This window comes from Nocardioides sp., assembly GCF_036405735.1.
GTDB lineage: Bacteria > Actinomycetota > Actinomycetes > Propionibacteriales > Nocardioidaceae > Nocardioides.
Genome location: NZ_DASWXC010000109.1, coordinates 19054 through 37521 on the forward strand (window position 1 = coordinate 19054; position 18468 = coordinate 37521).

The following is an 18468-nucleotide window of genomic DNA, read 5'->3' on the forward strand; positions in this document are numbered from 1 at the left end:
AGGGATCTCCACGGGCTCGGGGAAACGTGCGAGGCCGCTCTGGCCCCGCTAGAGACTACGCAACCGGCCATGGCGGTGCCGATTCACGCGCGCCGGGGGCGGCCGAGGGTTCGGGACTGCCCACGGGTTCGCACAAGCCGGATATATCGCTACGATAGATCGCATGGCACGTCGTGGGGAGACCATCGAGCTCGCAGTCCTCGGACTGCTGCACGAGGGACCCATGCACGGATACGAGCTGCGCAAGCGGCTCAACCTGATGCTCGGGTGGGGCAGGGTCCTGTCCTACGGATCGCTCTACCCGACGCTGAAGAAGATGCTCCGGGCCAACCTCATCGAGGAGGAGACGGCGTCGGTCACTCCGGTGACGCGCCGGCCGCGCATCGTCTACAGGGTCACCGAGGCCGGTCACCAGGAGTTCGAGCGCCTGATGTCGGAGGTGGGTCCGACCGCCTGGGAGGACGACAACTTCGACATCCGGTTCGCGTTCTTCTCCAAGACCGACATGGAGATCCGGTTGCGGGTCCTCGAGGGCCGGCGCACCCGGCTCCAGGAGCGCCTCGACCGGGTGCAGCAGCAGCTGTCGATGACCCAGAAGGAGGTCGACCGGTACGCCGCGGAGCTCCAGCGCCACGGTGTCGAGTCGGTCGAGCGGGAGGTCCGCTGGCTCTCCGACCTCATCAATGCAGAGCGCAACACACAGCAGCAACCATGAGAGGAGCCCTGATGGGTTCGGTTCGCGTAGCAATCGCGGGAGTCGGCAACTGCGCCAGCTCCCTGGTGCAGGGCGTCGAGTACTACAAGGACGCCGACCCGTCGGGCACCGTGCCCGGCCTGATGCACGTCAAGTTCGGCGACTACCACGTCTCCGACGTGGAGTTCGTCGCCGCGTTCGACGTCGATGACAAGAAGGTCGGCAAGGATCTGTCCGAGGCCATCAACGCCTCGGAGAACAACACGATCAAGATCGCCGACGTCCCCTTCAAGAACGTCGAGGTCCAGCGTGGCCCGACCCTCGACGGCCTCGGCAAGTACTACAAGCTGACGATCGACGAGTCCCACGCCGACCCGGTCGACGTCGTGCAGGTCCTCAAGGACAAGCAGGTCGACGTCCTCGTCTCCTACCTCCCGGTGGGCTCGGAGGAGGCCGACAAGTTCTACGCCCAGGCCGCGATCGACGCCGGCGTCGCGTTCGTCAACGCGCTGCCGGTCTTCATCGCCTCCGACCCGGAGTGGGCCAAGAAGTTCGAGGACGCCGGCGTCCCGATCGTCGGCGACGACATCAAGTCCCAGGTCGGCGCGACCATCACCCACCGGGTGATGGCCAAGCTGTTCGAGGACCGAGGTGTGATCCTGGACCGCACCTACCAGCTCAACGTCGGCGGCAACATGGACTTCAAGAACATGCTCGAGCGTGAGCGCCTGGAGTCCAAGAAGGTCTCGAAGACCCAGGCGGTCACCTCGAACCTCAACGGTCCGCTGGCCGGCAAGATCGACGACAAGAACGTCCACATCGGTCCGTCCGACTACGTCGCGTGGCTCGACGACCGCAAGTGGGCCTACGTCCGCCTCGAGGGCCGCGCCTTCGGCGACGTCCCGCTCAACCTCGAGTACAAGCTCGAGGTCTGGGACTCCCCGAACAGCGCCGGCATCATCATCGACGCGGTCCGCGCCGCCAAGATCGCCAAGGACCGCGGTGTCGGCGGCCCGATCATCCCGGCGTCGGCGTACCTCATGAAGAGCCCGCCGGTTCAGATCGAGGACACCGAGGGTCGTGCGCTCCTGGAGAAGTTCATCGCCGGCGAGTGACCTCGTCGGCCGAGTAGCGAGCCCCGACGCGGACTCGCTGGTCGAGTAGCGAGCGCCAGCGGGCGTATCGCGACCACGAAGGCCCCGCCTCCCGTGAGGGAGGCGGGGCCTTCGCCGTACGCCGGGCCTAGCTCAGCGCGACGACTCGATGTCCGCCTTCAGCCGCTCCAGGGTGGTGCTCATGCCGTCCAGCAGCTCGGCGGTGAACGGCTCCTGGCCGCCGAAGGCGACCTTGGTCAGCGCCTTCGACAGCGCGGAGATGCCGCGCGGCGTCTCGCGCCGGTGGGTGACGAGGGTGCCGCCGTCCGCGGTGGGCTCGAGCTGGAAGGACCACACGGTGTTGTTTTCCAGCACGGTGAAGGCGAAGTCGCTGTGCGGGGTGAAGCGGATGACCTTGGCGTTGGTCGGCCAGTGCTTCCAGCCCTGGTGGTTGATGTTGAAGAACCGGGTGCCGAGGCGGACCGGGCCGCCGAGCACGAAGCTCTTCACGACCTGGTCGCTCCACTCCGACATCCGCTTCACGTCGGCGACCAGCGCCCACACCTGGGCGGGCGACGCGTCGATGGTGATGGTGGCCTTGAGCTCGGTGCCGGTCGCTGAGGCGGCTGCATTCGTCATGGACGAGATGTTACCGATGAGTACGTCATCCCGACAGAGGCGTTTCGGGCGTGGGCCCGAGCGCCCGCGCTCAGCGACGTTCCGCCCACCAGGCTCGCAGCACCGCCTCGGCCTCCTGCTCGCTCATCGGCCCCGACTCGATGCGCTGCTCGAGGAGGAACCGGTACGCCTCGCCGACCTCGCGGCCGGGTCGGAGGCCGAGGATCTCCATGATCTGGTTGCCGTCCAGCGCAGGACGCAGCGAGTCGAGCTCCTCCTGCTCCGAGAGCCGGGCGATCCGCTCCTCGAGCGAGTCGTAGGTGCGCGCGAGCCGCTCCGCCTTCTTCCTGTTCCGCGTGGTGCAGTCGGCGCGGGTCAGGACATGCAGCCGGTCCAGCTGCTCCCCCGCGTCCCGGACGTAGCGCCGCACGGCCGAGTCGGTCCACTCGCCCGAGCCGTAGCCGTGGAACCGGAGGTGCTGCTCGACGAGCTGGCAGACCGCGTCGATCTCGGCGTTGGAGAACTTCAGCGCCTGCATCCGCTTGCGGGTCAGCTTGGCGCCGACCACGTCGTGGTGGTGGAAGGTGACGGACCCGTCACCGACGAACTTCCGGGTGCGGGGCTTGCCCACGTCGTGCATCAGGGCCGCGAAGCGCGCGACGAAGTCCGGACCGTCCCCGAGCCGCGGCTCCAGGTCCATGGTCTGCTCCAGCACGGTGAGGGTGTGCTCGTAGACGTCCTTGTGGCGGTGGTGCTCGTCGCGCTCGAGCCGCAGTGCCGGCAGCTCCGGCAGCACCCGGTCGGCCAGCCCGGTGTCGACCAGGAGCGTCAGACCGAGGCGGGGATACGGCGCGCACACCAGCTTCACCAGCTCGTCGCGGACCCGCTCGGCGGAGATGATCGTGATCCGCTCCGCCATCTCCGTCATGGCGGCCACGACCTCCGGCGCCACGGTGAACCCGAGCTGGGCGGCGAAGCGGGCTGCGCGCATCATCCGCAGCGGGTCGTCGGAGAACGACGCCTCCGGGGTGCCCGGCGTCCGCAGCGTGCGGGTGGCCAGGTCCACCACGCCGCCGTACAGGTCGACGACCTCGCGGCCGGGGAGCCGCACCGCCATGGCGTTGACGGTGAAGTCGCGGCGTACGAGGTCGCCGGCGAGCGAGTCGCCGAAGTCGACGTCGGGCTTGCGGGAGGTCGGGTCGTAGACCTCGGAGCGGTACGTCGTCACCTCGACCTGCCACGGTCCTCTGCGGCAGCCGATGGTGCCGAAGTCGCGGCCCATGTCCCAGGTCGCCCCCGAGGGGTCCTGCCGCGCCCACCGCTTCAGCAGCCGCTCGGTGTCGTCAGGGCGGGCCGAGGTGGTGAAGTCGAGGTCGTTGTGGTGCCGGCCGAGCATCGCGTCCCGAACCGGCCCGCCGACGAGCGCCAGCTCGTGGCCCGCCTCGGCGAACAGCGCGCCGAGCTCGTCGATCACCGGGCCGATGCGATCCAGCTCCGCGGTGACCGAGCGCTGCACGTCCGCCACGGTCAGGGACGGCAGCGGGGCGGAGGGATCGGCGGCGGACACGAGGGACGAGTCTAGGGCGTGTCTCCCAAGCCCCAGGGCGTCCCTTCCGACGGATATCCTCGACGCCATGCCCCGTCCCCGGTCGTCTTGGCGTGCCCCGGCCGCGGTGGCGACCCTGGTGACGCTCCTCGGCCTGATGGGGACCGGGCTCGCGGTGCTCGCACCACCCGCTGCCGCGCGGGTCGCCGACGACACGCCCCTTCGGGTCGCGATCGAGTCGCTCACCCCGAGCGTCGTCCCGGCCCGCGGGCCGGTCGTCGTCCGCGGCCGGGTCACTAACGCGGACACCGAGCCGTGGCAGGACGTCACGATCGCCCCCTTCGTCGCGAGCAGCCCGGTCACCACCGTCACCGAGCTCGCCTCCTCGATCGCGACCGCCGACCTGGACCCGGCGGCTCCGGTCGGCGACCGGATCCTGGACCCGGGAACCTTCGCGACCGTGCCGCTCCTCGAGGCCGGCTCGAGCGTCGCCTTCGAGCTCACCGTCCCACGGCGCGTGCTGCGCGCCCGGGGCGTCGTCGCCGACGGCGTCTACTGGTACGGCGTCCACGCGCTCGGCTCCGGCCCCGACGGCTGGGACGAGGTCGCCGACGGACGCGCCCGCACCCTGCTGCCGCTCGTCACGCGCCGCACGGAACGCCGCGCCACCGCCTCTCCCGTCGAGGCCGCGGTGGTGGTGCCGGTCCGCGCGCGGATCTTCCGCAACGCCGACGGCCGGCTCGCCAACGTGACCGGGTGGGTCGGCCTGCTGAGCCCGAACGGCCGGCTGGGCCGGCTGCTCGCCCTCGGCACGGCGCCCGAGGGGGACCGGCTGAGCTGGCTGGTCGACCCGGCCGTCATCGACGCGGTCCAGCAGCTCGCCGCCGGCAACCCCGCCCGCGACATCGGGCCGACCGACGGGGCCGAGGAGCCGGACGCCGAGGACCCGGCGCCGGAGGCGTCGGACGCGCCCTCCCCCTCGGCCAGCTCCACGCCGGAGCCCGACCCCGCGACTGACACCGCCACCGTCACGGCCACCACGCTCGCGACCGGCTGGCTGGCCGGCATGCGGCAGGTGCTCGCCGAGAGCGACACGCTCGCGCTGCCGTACGGCGACCTCGACCTGGCGGCCACCGCCACGCACGCGCCGGCGCTCTACGAGACCGCGCGCACCCGCAGCGCCGCGGTGTTCGAGGAGCTCGGCGTCGACGTGACGCCGGTCAACGCACCCGCCAGCGGACGGATCACCACCGAGGCCCTCGACCTGGTCGAGCCGGAGCTCCCGGTGCTGCTCTCCGACGAGATGCTCGAGCCCCAGCAGGCGAGCGACACCGCAGACCCGATCGCCGGCGCCGCGCCGGTCGTCGCCACCGCAGCGCAGCGCCGAGTGCTGCTCTCCTCCTCGGCCGCGGCGCGGGGCGGCCCCACGCCGGGCGACCCGCTGGCCGGCGTACCGCTGCGGCAGCGGCTGCTCGCCGAGGCCTCGCTGCGCCTGCTCGACCCGACGCGTCCACCGCTGCTGGTGACGCTGCCGAGCCGGTGGCGTCCCGACGCCGCCCTGGCCGAGGGCCTGGAGCAGCCCTGGCTGCGGCTGAGCGGGCTCACGTCCCTCGCCAGCGCACCGGCCCCCGCCGACAGCGAGGTCGAGCTGACCTACCCGGCCGACGAGCAGGCGGCCGAGATCGATCGGGCCTCCTTCGTCGCCGCGGAGCGGCTGATGGCCGCCGGGAGGACGCTGCAACGGGTGCTCACCCGCAACGACCGGGTCGCCGACGAGGTGAGCGCCGAGGCCCTGGCCACGCTGGCCTACCTCGCGCGGGGCGCGGTCACGGACCCCGCGGTGGCGTCACGGCAGGCCATCCTCGCCATGCTCGACGACATCGAGGTCCAGGCGCCGGCCGCGGTCACCCTGTCCAGCTCCAACGGCCGGTTCGCCGCCACCGTCGTCAACGGCCTGCCCGAGCCGGTCACCGTCGAGATCGAGCCGGTCGGCGGCGACGGCATCACCATCGGCGTGCCCAGCGACGTGGAGGTCGCCGGCGACGGGCGGGCGACGGTGCTGCTCTCCGCGGACACCCAGCGCGCGGGCCTGCACAACGTCTCGCTGCGGATCACGGACTCCGAGGGCGTCGCGCTCGGCGGCGCGACCCGGGTGCCGATCCGCGCCGCCCAGGTCAGCGGCATCATCTGGCTCTTCCTCGGCGTCGGCGCCGCCCTGCTGTTCGGTGCGATCGGCGTCCGGCTGTTCCGTCGGATCCGGGCCGCCCGCCGTACCCCCGCCCCGGAGGCGGCCGAGACTCCTCAGCCCGACCCCGCGACCCTCACGGGCGCGCCGTGAGCGAGACCAGCTCGATCCTGCGCTCCAGCGCCGTGATGGCGGCCGGCACGACCGTCTCCCGGCTGAGCGGCTTCGTGCGCTCGGCCCTCCTCGCGGCGGCGCTCGGCAACTCGCTGCACGCCGAGGTGTTCACGATCGCGAACACCGTGCCCAACATGGTCTACATCCTGGTCGCCGGCGGCGTCATCAACGCCGTCCTGGTGCCCCAGCTGGTGCGGGCCCTGAAGGGCGACCCCGACGGCGGTGACGCGTACACCGCCCGGCTGCTCACCCTCGTCGCGCTCTTCCTGGCCACGGTCACGGTGGTGCTGGTGCTGGCCGCGCCCTGGGTGATGCGGATCTTCGTCGACGACTCCTGGCCGGACTCCGCCTTCGACAGCACGGTCTCCTTCGCCCGGCTCTGCCTGCCGCAGGTCTTCTTCTACGGCATGTTCGTCCTGGTCGGACAGATCCTCAACGCCCGCGGCCGGTTCGGTCCGATGATGTGGGCGCCCATCGCCAACAACGTCGTCGCCACGGCGGTGCTCGCACTCTATCTCGTCGTCTACGGCGCCGGCGACCCGCACGCCCCCGGCTTCGGCCAGGGCGAGACGCTGCTGCTCGGCCTCGGGTCCACCCTCGGGATCGCGCTGCAGCTCGCCGTGCTGGTGCCGTTCCTGCGCGCCGCCGGTGTCTCGCTGCGCCCGCGCTTCGACTTCCGCGACGCCGGTCTGAGCCACACGTTCCGGCTCGGCGTGTGGACCGTGCTGTTCGTCGTGGTCAACCAGATCGCCTACGCCGTGGTCGTCCGGCTCGCCTCGACCGGTACGGCCGAGGCGGACCCCGACGGCACCGGCTACACGGTCTACTCCTCGGCGTTCCTGATCATGATGGTGCCGCACTCGATCATCACCGTCTCGCTCGCGACCGCGCTGCTGCCGCGCCTCTCGGCGTACGCCGCGGACGCCGACCGCCGCGGCCTGGCCCGGACCCTGGCCCCGACACTGCGCACCGCGCTCGCCGTGGTGGTCCCGTTCGGCGCGCTGCTGCCGCTGCTCGCGGCCCCGGTCGCCCAGGTCGTGTGGGGGTACGGCGCCGCCGCCGGCGCCGTCGACAACTACGTCGACACGCTCCGGCTCTTCGGGCCCGGCCTGATCGCCTTCACGGTCCACTACCTGCTGCTGCGCGGCTTCTACGCCCGGGAGGAGAACCGCACCGTCTTCTTCATCCAGTGCGCCGTGGCGGCCACCAACATCGTCGCCGCGGTCGTCCTCGTCGGCGTCTCCGACGACCACGGCACGGCTCCGGCGCTGGTCGTCGCCTACACCGCGTCGTACGCCGTGGGCTCGGTGGTCTCCTACGTCGTGCTGTCCCGGCGGCTCGGCGGCCTGCAGACCCCGGTGCTGGTGCGTTTCCTGGTGCGTCTTGCCCTCGCGGTCCTGGGCGCCGTGGCCGCGGGTGCCGCCGTCGTCGCCGCCCTGGCCCCGCTCGACCTGGCCGACTCGACGCCGGGGGCGCTCGTCGTGGGTGCGGCCGTCGGCGGCGCCGCGCTCGTCGTCCTGCTGGCGCTCGCCCGGACGATGCGGATCACCGAGGTGACGGAGATCGTCGGCACCGTCACCGCTCGGATCCGGCGCTGACGCCGGCCTATCTACCCGTGCGTCCCTCCGCCACCAGGGGTGGGTTCGTCCTACGATGTCGGCGCATCGGTACGTCGGGCGGGGGGAGGACCGGTTCATGGTGACCAACCGCCCCGGCGACGTCCTGATCGGGCGCTACCGCCTGGTCGACCTGATGAGCGAGAGCCGCGAGGGCCGGTTCTGGCGCGGCTACGACACCGTGCTGGCCCGCCCGGTCGCGGTCCACGTCCTCGACGCCGACGACGACCGGGCACCGCAGCTGATGGCCGCCGCCCGGGCCTCGGCGCAGGTGGTGGACAGCCGGCTGCTGCGGGTGCTCGACGCGGAGCGGGACGGCCGGATCTGCTACGTCGTCAACGAGTGGGGCGAGGGTGCCTCGCTGGATCTCAGGCTCGCGGAGGAGGGGCCGCTGCCGCCTCGGCTCGCTGCCTGGGTGACCGACGAGGTGGCGGCGACCCTGACCGTCGCCCACGAGGCGGGCATCGCCCATGGCCGGCTCATCCCCGAGAACGTCCTCATCGACCACAACGGCTCGGTGCGCATCATCGGCTTCGCGGTCGAGGCCGCCCTCTACGGCCTGGGCCCGGACCGGATCGCCGTCGACGTGGTCGACCTCGCCGGGCTGCTGCACTGCGCGCTGACCGGTCGGTGGGCGGGGCAGACGGAGTCCGGCGTACCCCGGGCGCCGGTCGAGCGCGGGCTGCACCAGGACCGGGTGCTGCGTCCGCGGCAGGTGCGGGCCGGTGTGCCCCGCACGCTCGACGACCTGGTCGACGAGGTGCTCAACCGCCCCCACGGCAAGCATGCGGGGCCGAACACCGCACGCGAGATCCACGAGCTGCTCAGCGCCTTCGTCGGCGACCCCACGGGGCTGCCGGAGCGGCTCGCCACCACGGCGCGTCGGCCGGTGACCATAAACCTGGCGCCGACTGAGGCGGTGCCGGTGGTGGAGCCGGCTGCTGAGCCCGTTGAGGAGCCCGTTGAGGAGCCCGTTGAGGAGCCGGTCGGGGAACTGGCCGAGCAGACGGCCGACCCGACCGGAGGTACCGGCGAGGCGACAGCGCTCGGCACGCCGGTGTTCGAGGACAGCGGCGAGGTCGGGTGGTTCAGTCCGCGCGCCGAGCCCGCTCCGCCGCCGCCGGCGTTCGAGCCCCCGCCGGAGCGGCCGCTGTTCGCTCCCGAGCCGAGCAACGGGGACACCGCCCGCCGCGGGTCCGCGGCCGCCGCTCCCCAGCCGGACGACGGCGGCGAGGACGCCGCACCCGGCTTCTGGCCCTGGTCCCCGGCCGGGGCGGGTGAGGAGCAGGGCGAGGTGCCGGGTCGCGGCTGGCTGCGGCTCGGGATCGCGCTGGCCGTCCTGGTCCTGCTGGTGGTCGGTGTTGTCACCGCCTACTCGCTCGGTCGTGACGGCAACCTGCTGTCCGGCGAGGACGGGACGCCCTCACCATCCGCGCCGACGACCGCGCCGAGCGAGACGGCGGCGGTGGTGCTCGAGGGCCTGACCGCCATCGATCTCGACCCGGAGGGCGACGACGGCGCGGAGAACCCCGACCTGGTGGCCGCAGCGGTCGACGGCGACCGGGACACGGCCTGGCGCACCGCGACCTACAGGCAGAACTTCGGGCCCGGCGGGCTGAAGTCCGGGGTGGGGCTGGTCGTCGACCTGCAGCAGCCCAGCACGGTGACCGAGGTCGTCCTGGACTGGGCCGACGACGGCGCCACCGTCGCGCTGTACGTCACCGAGACCGAGCCGACGACCGTGGCCGGCCTGGAGCCGGTCGCGGAGCTGACGTCGCTCGCGCACAGCACGGTGCCGCTCGTGACGCCGGCCACCGGCCGGTTCGTGACCGTCTGGATCACCCAGCTGCCGCAGGTGCGCGACGGCTTCCGGGCGGACCTGGTCGACGTCACCGTGACCGGCCGGCCGGCACCATGAGCGACACCCGCTCGGACGCGCAGCTGCTCGCGGACCACGTGGCGGGCGATGTGACGGCGTTCGGCGTGCTCTTCGGGCGGCATCGTGACCGGCTGTGGGCGGTCGCGCTGCGCACCACCGGGAACGCCGAGGACGCCGCGGACGGACTCCAGGACGGGCTGATCGCCGCCTACCGCCGGGCCGCGTCCTTCCGAGGCGACGCGGCGGTGACCACCTGGCTCCACAGGGTGGTGGTCAACGCCTGCCTGGACCGGCTCCGCGCCGCGGCCGTACGCCGCACGGCGCCGCTGACCGAGGTCCCCGACCTGCCCGATCCGACCGCCGACGTCCACGCCGGCGCGGAGGCCGACGAGCGTCGGCGGCGGGTGCTCGCGGCCCTGGCCGAGCTCCCGGCCGAGCAACGCGCGGCGCTGGTCCTCGTCGACATGGAGGGCTACTCGGTCGCGGAGGCGGCGAACGTGCTCGAGGTGCCGGTCGGGACCGTCAAGTCGCGCTGCTCGCGCGGCCGGGTCCGGCTGGCCGGGATGCTGCGGGACCTGCTGTCCGACGGCGAGCAGCCGGCGGAGGGGAACCCCGACGGGCCGCCGGCCGTCCCACCTCCGGACCGACCCGCGCGAGCGCCACCGGCCTGACCGTTCCCGCAATGCTCCGGACCCCGGAGCCATCCGTGCCATCCGCGTCCCCACCCCGAGAGGAGGTCCGCCCGTGAACGACGACGAGCTGGTGCGCCGGCTGCTCGCCGAGGCCCGTCACGACGAGCCGATGCCGGCCGACGTCGCCGACCGCCTCGACGCCGTCCTCGCCGAGCTCGGAGCGGAGCGGTCCGAGGGCGAGCCGGACCCGGCGGTCTCCTCGCTGGCGGCGCGGCGTGCGACCCGTGGCCGGGCGTGGACGCGCGTGGGCCTGGTGGCCGCGGCGGCAGCCGTCGTCGGCGGGGTCGCCGTCGGCCAGTTCCTAACCACCTCCTCGCCCGACGCGAGCCAGTCCAGCACGGACGGCAGCGCGGGCGGCAGCGTCCGCGAGGACAGCCTCACCGAGGGCGGCTCGCTCGCCGTGGATCCCCGGCTGGCCGACGCCTACAGCGAGCAGGGATGGCGTCCGGTCTCCTCGCAGCGGCTCGCGGCCGACGTACGCGCGCTCGTGGCGGGGCTGCCCCCCGCGGACGCGGACTCCGGATCGGACTCTGGGTCCGACTCTCGATCGAACTCTGGGTCGCCCGGTGCGCTGCTCGACCTCCGGGCCGCCTGTGCGCCCGCGGCCTGGGGCCCGGGTGAGCTCGTCCCGGTGATGCTCGACGGGACGCCCGCCGTGCTCGCGGTCCGCCCGCCCGACGGCAGCCAGCGCCGCGCCGACCTGTTGGCGTGCGGCACCGGCGAGCTGCTGGCGTCCGTGCCCGTGCGCCAGCGCTGATGGGGGAAGAATCCTCACCTAGGATCGGTTACAGACGGTGCGCATAGACGCGCATCGATATCCAGGCTTCAACGGAAGGTCCGTCATGTCCGACGCCGCGCTCCGCAACGTCATCGTCATCGGCTCCGGCCCGGCCGGCTACACCGCCGCGGTGTACGCCGCCCGTGCCTCGCTGAACCCGCTCGTCTTCGAGGGCTCGGTGACCGCCGGCGGCGCGCTGATGAACACGACGGAGGTCGAGAACTTCCCCGGCTTCCGCGACGGCATCATGGGCCCGGAGCTGATGGACAACATGCGGGCCCAGGCCGAGCGCTTCGGCGCGGAGCTGGTAGCCGACGACGTCGTCGAGGTCGACCTCACCGGCGACGTCAAGGTCGTGAAGACCGCGACCGACACCTACACCGCCAAGGCCGTGATCCTGGCCATGGGCTCGGGCTACCGCAAGCTCGACCTGCCGAACGAGGAGGCGCTCTCCGGGCGGGGCGTGTCCTGGTGCGCGACCTGCGACGGGTTCTTCTTCCGCGAGCAGCACATCGCGGTCGTCGGCGGTGGCGACTCCGCGGTCGAGGAGGCCACCTTCCTGACCCGCTTCGGCTCCAAGGTGTCGCTGCTGGTGCGTCGCGACGAGCTGCGGGCCTCCAAGATCATGCAGGAGCGCGCGTTCGCCGACCCGAAGCTCGAGATCGAGTGGAACACCGCGGTCGAGTCGATCAACGGCACCGACCGGCTGGAGTCGCTGACGCTGAAGGACACCGTCACCGGCGAGACCCGCGAGATGCCGGCGACCGGTCTGTTCATCGCGATCGGCCACGACCCGCGCTCGGAGCTGGTCCGCGGCCAGGTCGACCTCGACGACGAGGGCTACGTGCTGACCCGCACCGGCTCGACCGCGACCAACCTCACGGGCGTCTTCGCCGCCGGCGACCTGGTCGACCACACCTACCGGCAGGCCATCACCGCCGCCGGGTCGGGCTGCTCCGCGGCGCTCGACGCCGAGCGGTTCCTGGCGCTGCTGGAGCACAACGAGACGGCGCTCCTCGACGAGGCCGCCGACCCGATCCTGACCCCCTGACGAGGGCCGTCGCGCCGGGAATGAACCGGCCCGAGCCCGCTGTTGGGATGCACAGACGTTACGTTCACCGCCGGCACCGCCGGCTCAACCGAAGGGTGGCCCTCTGTGGCTGACAACATCGCTGCCGTGACCGACGCCGAGTTCGAGCAGACCGTCCTCAAGGCCGACAAGCCCGTGCTCGTCGACTTCTGGGCCGAGTGGTGCGGGCCGTGCAAGCAGGTCGCGCCGATCCTCGACGAGATCGCCGGCGCGCACGGCGACAAGATCACCTTCGTGAAGATGAACGTCGACGAGAACCCCGTCACGCCGTCGAGCTACCGGGTGACCGGCATCCCGACCATCAACGTCTACCAGAACGGCGAGGTCGTGAAGTCGATCGTCGGCGCCCGCCCGAAGGCGGCCCTGCTCAACGAGCTGGCGGACTTCATCAACGCCTGACCCCCCGCGGGCACCTGACCTCCTCCACCGCGACACGCCGGTGGATGGTTGAGGTTGTCAGGTGCCGGCCACACTGCCCCGGTTCCACGTGGAACCGGGGCAGTTGTCATGGGGGGCCTCAGGTGAGCGTCATCGGAGGCCGCGGTGGGCGCGGGTCGCCTTCGGCGCCGCCTTCGCAGGCCGTACGACGCCCAGCAGCCGCTCCAGCGCACCCTCGACCTCCTCGCGCCAGGTGACGGCGCCCTTGAGGTCCATGCGCAGCCGCGGCGCACTCGGATGCGGCCGGTGGGTCTTGAAGCCCACCCGCGTGAGGAACTCGGCGGGCGTCGCGCACGGATGACGCCGGTCGAGGGCGCCGAACGCCTCGACGGCGCGCACCCCGCCGCGGTCGATCAGGTCGCGCGCCATCCCCTGCACCAGCAGCCGGCCGAGGCCGCCGCCGCGGTGCGCCGGGTCCACCCACACGGTGGTGAGCAGCACCGCGTCGGAGGAGATCGGAGCGGTCGGGAAGCCGGCCGCGCCCGGGACGAACGCCTCGGGGGCGTAGACCGCGAACCCCACCGGCTGGTCGTCGGCCACGACGACGCGACCGCACGATCCCCACTCGCGCAGTACGTGCGAGAGCCAGGCGTCCTTCTCGAGCGTCTGCTCGTCGTCCCGGACCGCCCGGCGCCGGACCGGGTCGAGCTCCCAGAAGAGGCATTCGCGGCAGGGGGCCGCGAGTGCGGCGTACCGGTCCAGGGTCAGCGGCACCGTCCTGCGGGCCATCGCAACCTCCCGTGTGACGCGTGTGATGCGCCCGATTGGCGGCCCGGCCGTGCGGGACGGGCCGCCATCGTTCATGCTAGTAGGACCATGGAGATCCAGCCCGCGCGCCACAGTCACGTCCTCGACCCCTTCGTCGACCGGTACGCAGCGCGGACGGCCGGTATGACGGCCTCGGAGATCCGGGCGCTGTTCGCGGTCGCGTCGCGGCCCGAGGTAGTCTCGCTGGCCGGCGGCATGCCGAACATCTCCGGCCTCCCCCTCGACGTGGTGGGCGGGGCGATCTCGGACCTGGTGGCCACGCAGGGCCCGGTGGCCATGCAGTACGGCTCCGGCCAGGGCGTTCCGGAGCTGCGGGAGCAGATCTGCGACGTGATGCGGCTCGAGGGCATCGAGGCCAGCGCCGACGACGTCGTCGTGACGGTCGGCTCGCAGCAGGCCGTCGACCTCGTCACGCGGGTGTTCTGCGACCCCGGTGACGTCGTGATCTGCGAGGCGCCGTCATACGTCGGCGCGCTGGGTGTGTTCCGCTCCTACCAGTGCGAGGTCGTCCACGCCGACATGGACGCCCACGGGCTGGTGCCCGAGGCGCTGCGGCAGGCGATCCGCGCCACCAAGGCGGCGGGCAAGCGGATCAAGTTCCTTTACACGATCCCGAACTTCCACAACCCCGCCGGCGTGACGCTGTCGGCCGAGCGGCGGCCGGAGATCCTCGAGATCTGCCAGTCCGAGGGCATCCTCATCCTCGAGGACAACCCCTACGGCCTGCTCGGCTTCGACCGGGAGCCGATGCGCGCCATGCGCGCCGACGCCGCGGACGGGGTCATCTACCTCGGCTCGTTCTCGAAGACGTTCGCGCCGGGCTTCCGCGTCGGCTGGGCGCTCGCACCCGCCTCGGTGCGCGAGAAGCTGGTGCTGGCCCAGGAGTCGGCGACGCTCTGCCCGCCGCAGTTCAGCCAGATGGCGATCTCGGCGTACCTCGCCCAGCACGACTGGCAGGGGCAGATCAAGCAGTTCCGGGAGATGTACCGCGAGCGGCGCGACGCGATGACGTCCGCGCTCTCGGACCTGATGCCGGCCGCCGTGCGCTGGAACGTCCCCGACGGCGGCTTCTACGTCTGGCTGACGCTCCCGCCCGGCATCAACGCCAAGGCGATGCTGCCGCGAGCGGTCACCGCGCGGGTCGCCTACGTCCCCGGGACGGCCTTCTTCTCCGACGGGTTCGGGTCCTCGGCGATGCGGCTGTCGTACTGCTACCCGACCCCAGACCGCATCCGCGAGGGCGTACGCCGGCTCGCCGGCGTGCTCGAGGCCGAGATCGAGCTCCACTCGACCTTCGGCACCGGCACCGACACCGCCGAGCTCCGCCTGGGCTCGCGCGGCGTCGAGAACCCGGGCACCGACGTCCACTGACCGGGTGCGCGGAATCCCCGGTTCACCGGTGACTCCGCGACGGTCTTTGTCGACAAAGAGACCAAACGACAAACCGCTACATCTGTTTGTCGTTCAGATCGAGCGCGGGTCCATGATGTCGACGATGCGTCGCAGGTCGTCCAGCGTCGCGAACTCCACGGTGATCTTGCCCTTGGCCTTGCCGAGGTCGACCTTGACGCGGGTCTCGAGGCGGTCCGACAGCCGGTCGGCGATCTCGTGCAGTCCGGGCGCCACGGGCTTCGCGCGCTTCGTCCGCGCAACGGCGGGCGACGTGCCGTCGCCGACGGCCACGATCTCCTCGAGGCCACGCACGCTGATGCCCTCGGCCACCACGCGTTGGGCCAGCCGGTCCTGCTGCTCGGGATCGTCCACCGAGACCAGCGTCCGTGCGTGCCCGGCCGACAGCACGCCGGCGGCCACGCGGCGCTGCACCGCCGGGGAGAGCCGGAGCAGCCGGAGCGTGTTGCTGATCTGCGGTCGGGAGCGGCCGATCCGCGCGGCCAGCTCCTCGTGGGTGCACGAGAAGTCGCTCAGCAGCTGCTGGTACGCCGACGCCTCCTCGAGCGGGTTGAGGTTCGCGCGGTGCAGGTTCTCCAGCAGCGCGTCCCGCAGCATGTCGGTGTCGTCGGTCTCCCGCACGATCGCGGGGATCGTGTCGAGTCCGGCCTCCTGGGTCGCGCGCCAACGGCGCTCGCCCATGACCAGCTCGTACTCGTCGGGGCCGGTCCGGCGGACCACGACCGGCTGGAGCAGCCCGATCTCACGGATCGAGTGGACCAGCTCGGCCATCGCCTCCTCGTCGAAGACCGTTCGCGGGTTCACCGCGTTGGGCCGGATCTGCGTGACCGGCAGCTCGGCGAAGTAGGCGCCGTCGACCGGCCGTAGACCCGGATTCTCGATCTGAGCGCCGTTCTCACGACCGACGGACTCGGGGTCCGCCGCAGTGCTGCGCGGCGCTCCAGCGCCGATTTCGCCGTTCTGCTGCAGAACGGCCGCAGGTGCGGTAGGGATCAGCGATCCCAGTCCCCGCCCCAGGCCGCGGCGCTTGTCGTTCACCAGTTGGCTCCCGTCGCTGCGTTGGTCGCGATCTCCCGGGCCGCCTCCAGGTAGCTCAACGCGCCCGGCGAGCCCGGATCGTAGGTCATCACGGTCTGCCCGTACGACGGCGCCTCGGAGACCCGGACGGAGCGGGGGATGTAGGTCTTCAGCACCTGGTCGCCGAAGTGCGCCTTGACCTCCTCGGCCACGCCGGCGGAGAGGCGAGTGCGAGCGTCGTACATGGTGATGAGGATGGTCGACACGGCGAGCTCGGGATTGAGGTGGGCCCGCACCATGTCGACGGTCTTCAGGAGCTGGCCGAGTCCCTCCAGGGCGTAGTACTCCGCCTGGATCGGGATCATCAGCTCCGCGCCAGCCACGAGCGCGTTGATCGTCAGCAGGCCCAGCGACGGCGGGCAGTCGATGAAGACGTAGTCCCACCGGTCCTCCCCCGCCTCCTGTGCGCCGCCGACCCGCGGGTGGGACCGCAGTGCCTTCTGCAGGCGGCTCTCCCGCGCGACGATGCTGACCAGCTCGATCTCGGCGCCCGCCAGGTCGATGGTCGCGGGGACCACGTCGAGACCCGGCACCTCGGGCGACGGGACGACGACATCGGCCAGAGGCGTCTCCTCGACGAGCAGCTCGTAAGTGCCCGGGGTGCCCTGGAAGTGGTCGATGCTCAGCGCGGTGGAGGCGTTGCCCTGTGGATCCAGGTCGACGACCAGGACCCGCTGGCCCAGTTGCGCGAGGGCGGCGGCGACGTTCACGGTGGAGGTCGTCTTGCCGACGCCCCCCTTCTGGTTCGCGACCACCATGATGCGGGTCGCCGTGGGACGCGGCATGGCCGGCTGGCTCTGGGCGCCGAGACGGACGCGGACCGAGTGCTCAGCGGCACGCGCGAGCGGCGTGGCCTCGTCGGCGAGGCTGGTCGCGAAGTCGGCGAGATCCGCCGCCGTCTTCACCTGGAAGCCGCTGGGTCCGCCGGTCGTCGTTTCACGTGAAACGTCCCCGTTGCTGTTCTCGCCCATGCTGCCTTCCTGTGGATGAACCACCGCTTGCTGTGGATAGTCACGCTCAGTCGGCGCACTTCCACCGGTGGAAAACTTCGAGCCGACCGGCTGCGCCGCGTCGGACTGATCGGGGCGCCGAACATGGTCGGCCACCTCAGCGTCCCCGGTTCCTGCGTCGCTTGCGACCGCCGCCCGAGGCAGTGGCCGTTGCCGCGCGGGCAGGGCGCAAAGATACCCGCGAAGGATCGGCCCAGGCCACCCGGACGGCAGCGGTCGGCTCCGCGAGCACGTCCTCCCCGAACCGCACGATCTCCGGCGGCGCACATCCGAGCCGCGCCAGGACCGGCCCGGCAGGGTCCACCTCCGCGTCGGCCGCCGACCCCTTCAGCGCCACCATCGCACCATCGGCGGCGACCAGCGGCATGGACCATCGCAGCAGCCGCTCCAGCGGAGCGACCGCCCGCGAGGTGACGACATCGAAGGATCGGACGCCATGCAGCGCGTCCGCACGGCCGCGCACCACCTCGACATTGGTGAGACCGAGGTCTGCGGACACCTCCTCCAGAAAGACCGTACGTCGCAGCAGTGGCTCGATCAGTGTGAGCCTCAGGTCCGGGCGCGCGATCGCCAGCACGATCCCGGGCAGGCCCGCCCCAGAGCCGACATCGGCCACCGACGCACCGTCGGGTAGCAGACGCTCCAGCACCGCACAGTTCAACACGTGCCGGTCCCACAGCCGCGGCACCTCGCGCGGGCCGATCAGACCGCGCACGACGCCCGCATCCGCAAGCCAGGCCGCGTACCGTTCCGCCAGCGCCAGGCGCTCCAACGGGAACACCCCCCGCGCCACCTCAGGCGCGGGGGGTGCTTCCCTCAGGGAGTCCTGGCCGGCCTCGGCGGCGTCCGTTTCACGTGAAACATCGCCACTCATGACTGGCTCCTCGCTCTCAGTCGGGCTGGACCACCACGAAGCGACGCGGCTCGACGCCCTCCGAGGAGGAACTGAGTCCGGCAGCGGCCACGGCGTCGTGAACCACCTTGCGCTCGAAGGGCGGCATCGGGGTCAGCGCGACCGGGGCGCCCGTCTCCCGCACCCTGGCAATGGTCACCTCGGCAACCTTCACGAGCTCGGCACGCTTGGCGGCCCGGAAGCCGGAGATGTCGAGCATGAGGCGCGAGCGCTCGCCGGTCTCCCGGTACACAGCCAGCCGGGTCAGCTCCTGCAACGCGTCGAGCACCTCGCCGTCCTGGCCGACGAGCTGCGAGAGGTCAGCGCCGACGATCGACACGGCGGCACGATCCCCGTCGACGTCCATGTCCAGGTCGCCGTCCAGGTCGGCGATGTCGAGCAGCTCCTCGAGGTAGTCGGCCGCGATGTCACCCTCGCGCTCGAGCTGCTGCACGCGGTCGTCGGCGTTCTCAGGGCGCGCGGCGCTCGCGTCGATCATCTCGTCAG

The 18468-nt window shown here is 72.1% G+C and carries 17 protein-coding genes; 10 read left to right on the forward strand and 7 right to left on the reverse strand.

What is annotated here, in order from left to right; genetic code table 11:
* Positions 1–163 precede the first annotated feature (163 nt).
* Together VGE38_RS17105 and VGE38_RS17110 are read left to right on the forward strand one after the other, a co-directional pair.
* A complete protein-coding gene (locus tag VGE38_RS17105; RefSeq protein ID WP_331143765.1) occupies positions 164–715 on the forward strand; it encodes a PadR family transcriptional regulator in 552 nt (183 codons plus the stop codon).
* Positions 716–726: 11 nt separating this feature from the next.
* Positions 727–1809 (forward strand): inositol-3-phosphate synthase, encoded by a 1083-nt coding sequence (locus VGE38_RS17110; protein WP_331143766.1) that lies wholly within the window; start codon positions 727–729, stop codon positions 1807–1809.
* Positions 1810–1941: 132 nt separating this feature from the next.
* Here VGE38_RS17110 and VGE38_RS17115 read toward each other — a convergent pair whose 3' ends face one another.
* The gene (locus tag VGE38_RS17115) at positions 1942–2427 is read right to left on the reverse strand and encodes an SRPBCC family protein (RefSeq protein WP_331143767.1); all 486 of its coding nucleotides are present in this window, start codon (positions 2425–2427) and stop codon (positions 1942–1944) included.
* Between the two features lie 70 nt (positions 2428–2497).
* Complete coding sequence (locus VGE38_RS17120; protein ID WP_414690999.1) at positions 2498–4042, reverse strand: CCA tRNA nucleotidyltransferase; 1545 nt, start codon at positions 4040–4042, stop codon at positions 2498–2500.
* Between VGE38_RS17120 and VGE38_RS17125 the strand changes: the two genes are divergently transcribed.
* The 7 genes from VGE38_RS17125 to trxA all read left to right on the forward strand — a co-directional run bounded on the left by VGE38_RS17125 (position 4041) and on the right by trxA (position 12765).
* Positions 4041–6290 (forward strand): hypothetical protein, encoded by a 2250-nt coding sequence (locus VGE38_RS17125; protein WP_331143768.1) that lies wholly within the window; start codon positions 4041–4043, stop codon positions 6288–6290. The genes VGE38_RS17120 and VGE38_RS17125 overlap by 2 nt on opposite strands.
* Positions 6287–7909: a murein biosynthesis integral membrane protein MurJ gene (murJ, locus tag VGE38_RS17130; protein ID WP_331143769.1), complete on the forward strand. Its 1623-nt coding sequence runs from the start codon at positions 6287–6289 to the stop codon at positions 7907–7909. The genes VGE38_RS17125 and murJ overlap by 4 nt, the downstream gene beginning before the upstream one ends.
* A 97-nt stretch (positions 7910–8006) precedes the next feature.
* Positions 8007–9845 (forward strand): protein kinase family protein, encoded by a 1839-nt coding sequence (locus VGE38_RS17135; RefSeq protein ID WP_331143770.1) that lies wholly within the window; start codon positions 8007–8009, stop codon positions 9843–9845.
* Positions 9842–10477, forward strand: a complete 636-nt coding sequence (sigM, locus tag VGE38_RS17140) for an RNA polymerase sigma factor SigM (RefSeq protein ID WP_331143771.1) — start codon at positions 9842–9844, stop codon at positions 10475–10477. The genes VGE38_RS17135 and sigM overlap by 4 nt, the downstream gene beginning before the upstream one ends.
* Before the next feature lie 73 nt (positions 10478–10550).
* Entirely contained in the window at positions 10551–11255 is a 705-nt protein-coding gene (locus VGE38_RS17145; RefSeq protein ID WP_331143772.1) for a hypothetical protein, read from the forward strand.
* A gap of 85 nt (positions 11256–11340) precedes the next feature.
* A complete protein-coding gene (gene trxB / locus VGE38_RS17150) occupies positions 11341–12327 on the forward strand; it encodes a thioredoxin-disulfide reductase (protein WP_331143773.1) in 987 nt (328 codons plus the stop codon).
* A 105-nt stretch (positions 12328–12432) separates the two neighbouring features.
* On the forward strand, positions 12433–12765 hold the full coding sequence (gene trxA / locus VGE38_RS17155) for a thioredoxin (protein ID WP_331143774.1): 333 nt from the start codon (positions 12433–12435) through the stop codon (positions 12763–12765).
* Between the two features lie 129 nt (positions 12766–12894).
* On the opposite strand, the gene VGE38_RS17160 is transcribed toward trxA, so the two are convergent.
* On the reverse strand, positions 12895–13533 hold the full coding sequence (locus VGE38_RS17160; protein WP_331143775.1) for a GNAT family N-acetyltransferase: 639 nt from the start codon (positions 13531–13533) through the stop codon (positions 12895–12897).
* 87 nt (positions 13534–13620) lie between these two features.
* Here VGE38_RS17160 and VGE38_RS17165 point away from each other — a divergent pair, with 87 nt between their 5' ends.
* The gene (locus VGE38_RS17165; protein ID WP_331143776.1) at positions 13621–14943 is read left to right on the forward strand and encodes an aminotransferase-like domain-containing protein; all 1323 of its coding nucleotides are present in this window, start codon (positions 13621–13623) and stop codon (positions 14941–14943) included.
* A gap of 93 nt (positions 14944–15036) precedes the next feature.
* Here the strand turns inward: VGE38_RS17165 and VGE38_RS17170 are convergent, their stop codons facing one another.
* The 4 genes from VGE38_RS17170 to VGE38_RS17185 form a co-directional block, all read right to left on the reverse strand.
* A complete protein-coding gene (locus VGE38_RS17170; RefSeq protein ID WP_414691002.1) occupies positions 15037–16023 on the reverse strand; it encodes a ParB/RepB/Spo0J family partition protein in 987 nt (328 codons plus the stop codon).
* Positions 16017–17030 (reverse strand): ParA family protein, encoded by a 1014-nt coding sequence (locus VGE38_RS17175; RefSeq protein ID WP_331143778.1) that lies wholly within the window; start codon positions 17028–17030, stop codon positions 16017–16019. The genes VGE38_RS17170 and VGE38_RS17175 overlap by 7 nt, the downstream gene beginning before the upstream one ends.
* A gap of 136 nt (positions 17031–17166) precedes the next feature.
* Positions 17167–17943, reverse strand: a complete 777-nt coding sequence (gene rsmG / locus VGE38_RS17180; protein WP_331143779.1) for a 16S rRNA (guanine(527)-N(7))-methyltransferase RsmG — start codon at positions 17941–17943, stop codon at positions 17167–17169.
* A gap of 16 nt (positions 17944–17959) precedes the next feature.
* Entirely contained in the window at positions 17960–18460 is a 501-nt protein-coding gene (locus VGE38_RS17185; protein WP_331143835.1) for a Jag family protein, read from the reverse strand.
* Positions 18461–18468 lie beyond the last annotated feature (8 nt).

What these genes read in the sequence shown, in the direction of transcription:
- trxB (WP_331143773.1), top strand. Translation starts at nt 11,341, where the DNA reads ATGTCCGACGCCGCGCTCCGCAACGTCATCGTCATCGGCTCCGGCCCG.
- VGE38_RS17175 (WP_331143778.1), bottom strand. Translation starts at nt 17,030, where the DNA reads ATGGGCGAGAACAGCAACGGGGACGTTTCACGTGAAACGACGACCGGC.
- VGE38_RS17120 (WP_414690999.1), bottom strand. Translation starts at nt 4,042, where the DNA reads ATGGCGTCGAGGATATCCGTCGGAAGGGACGCCCTGGGGCTTGGGAGA.
- VGE38_RS17135 (WP_331143770.1), top strand. Translation starts at nt 8,007, where the DNA reads ATGGTGACCAACCGCCCCGGCGACGTCCTGATCGGGCGCTACCGCCTG.
- VGE38_RS17105 (WP_331143765.1), top strand. Translation starts at nt 164, where the DNA reads ATGGCACGTCGTGGGGAGACCATCGAGCTCGCAGTCCTCGGACTGCTG.
- VGE38_RS17125 (WP_331143768.1), top strand. Translation starts at nt 4,041, where the DNA reads ATGCCCCGTCCCCGGTCGTCTTGGCGTGCCCCGGCCGCGGTGGCGACC.
- VGE38_RS17185 (WP_331143835.1), bottom strand. Translation starts at nt 18,460, where the DNA reads ATGATCGACGCGAGCGCCGCGCGCCCTGAGAACGCCGACGACCGCGTG.
- sigM (WP_331143771.1), top strand. Translation starts at nt 9,842, where the DNA reads ATGAGCGACACCCGCTCGGACGCGCAGCTGCTCGCGGACCACGTGGCG.
- VGE38_RS17160 (WP_331143775.1), bottom strand. Translation starts at nt 13,533, where the DNA reads ATGGCCCGCAGGACGGTGCCGCTGACCCTGGACCGGTACGCCGCACTC.
- rsmG (WP_331143779.1), bottom strand. Translation starts at nt 17,943, where the DNA reads ATGAGTGGCGATGTTTCACGTGAAACGGACGCCGCCGAGGCCGGCCAG.
- VGE38_RS17165 (WP_331143776.1), top strand. Translation starts at nt 13,621, where the DNA reads ATGGAGATCCAGCCCGCGCGCCACAGTCACGTCCTCGACCCCTTCGTC.
- VGE38_RS17115 (WP_331143767.1), bottom strand. Translation starts at nt 2,427, where the DNA reads ATGACGAATGCAGCCGCCTCAGCGACCGGCACCGAGCTCAAGGCCACC.
- VGE38_RS17110 (WP_331143766.1), top strand. Translation starts at nt 727, where the DNA reads ATGGGTTCGGTTCGCGTAGCAATCGCGGGAGTCGGCAACTGCGCCAGC.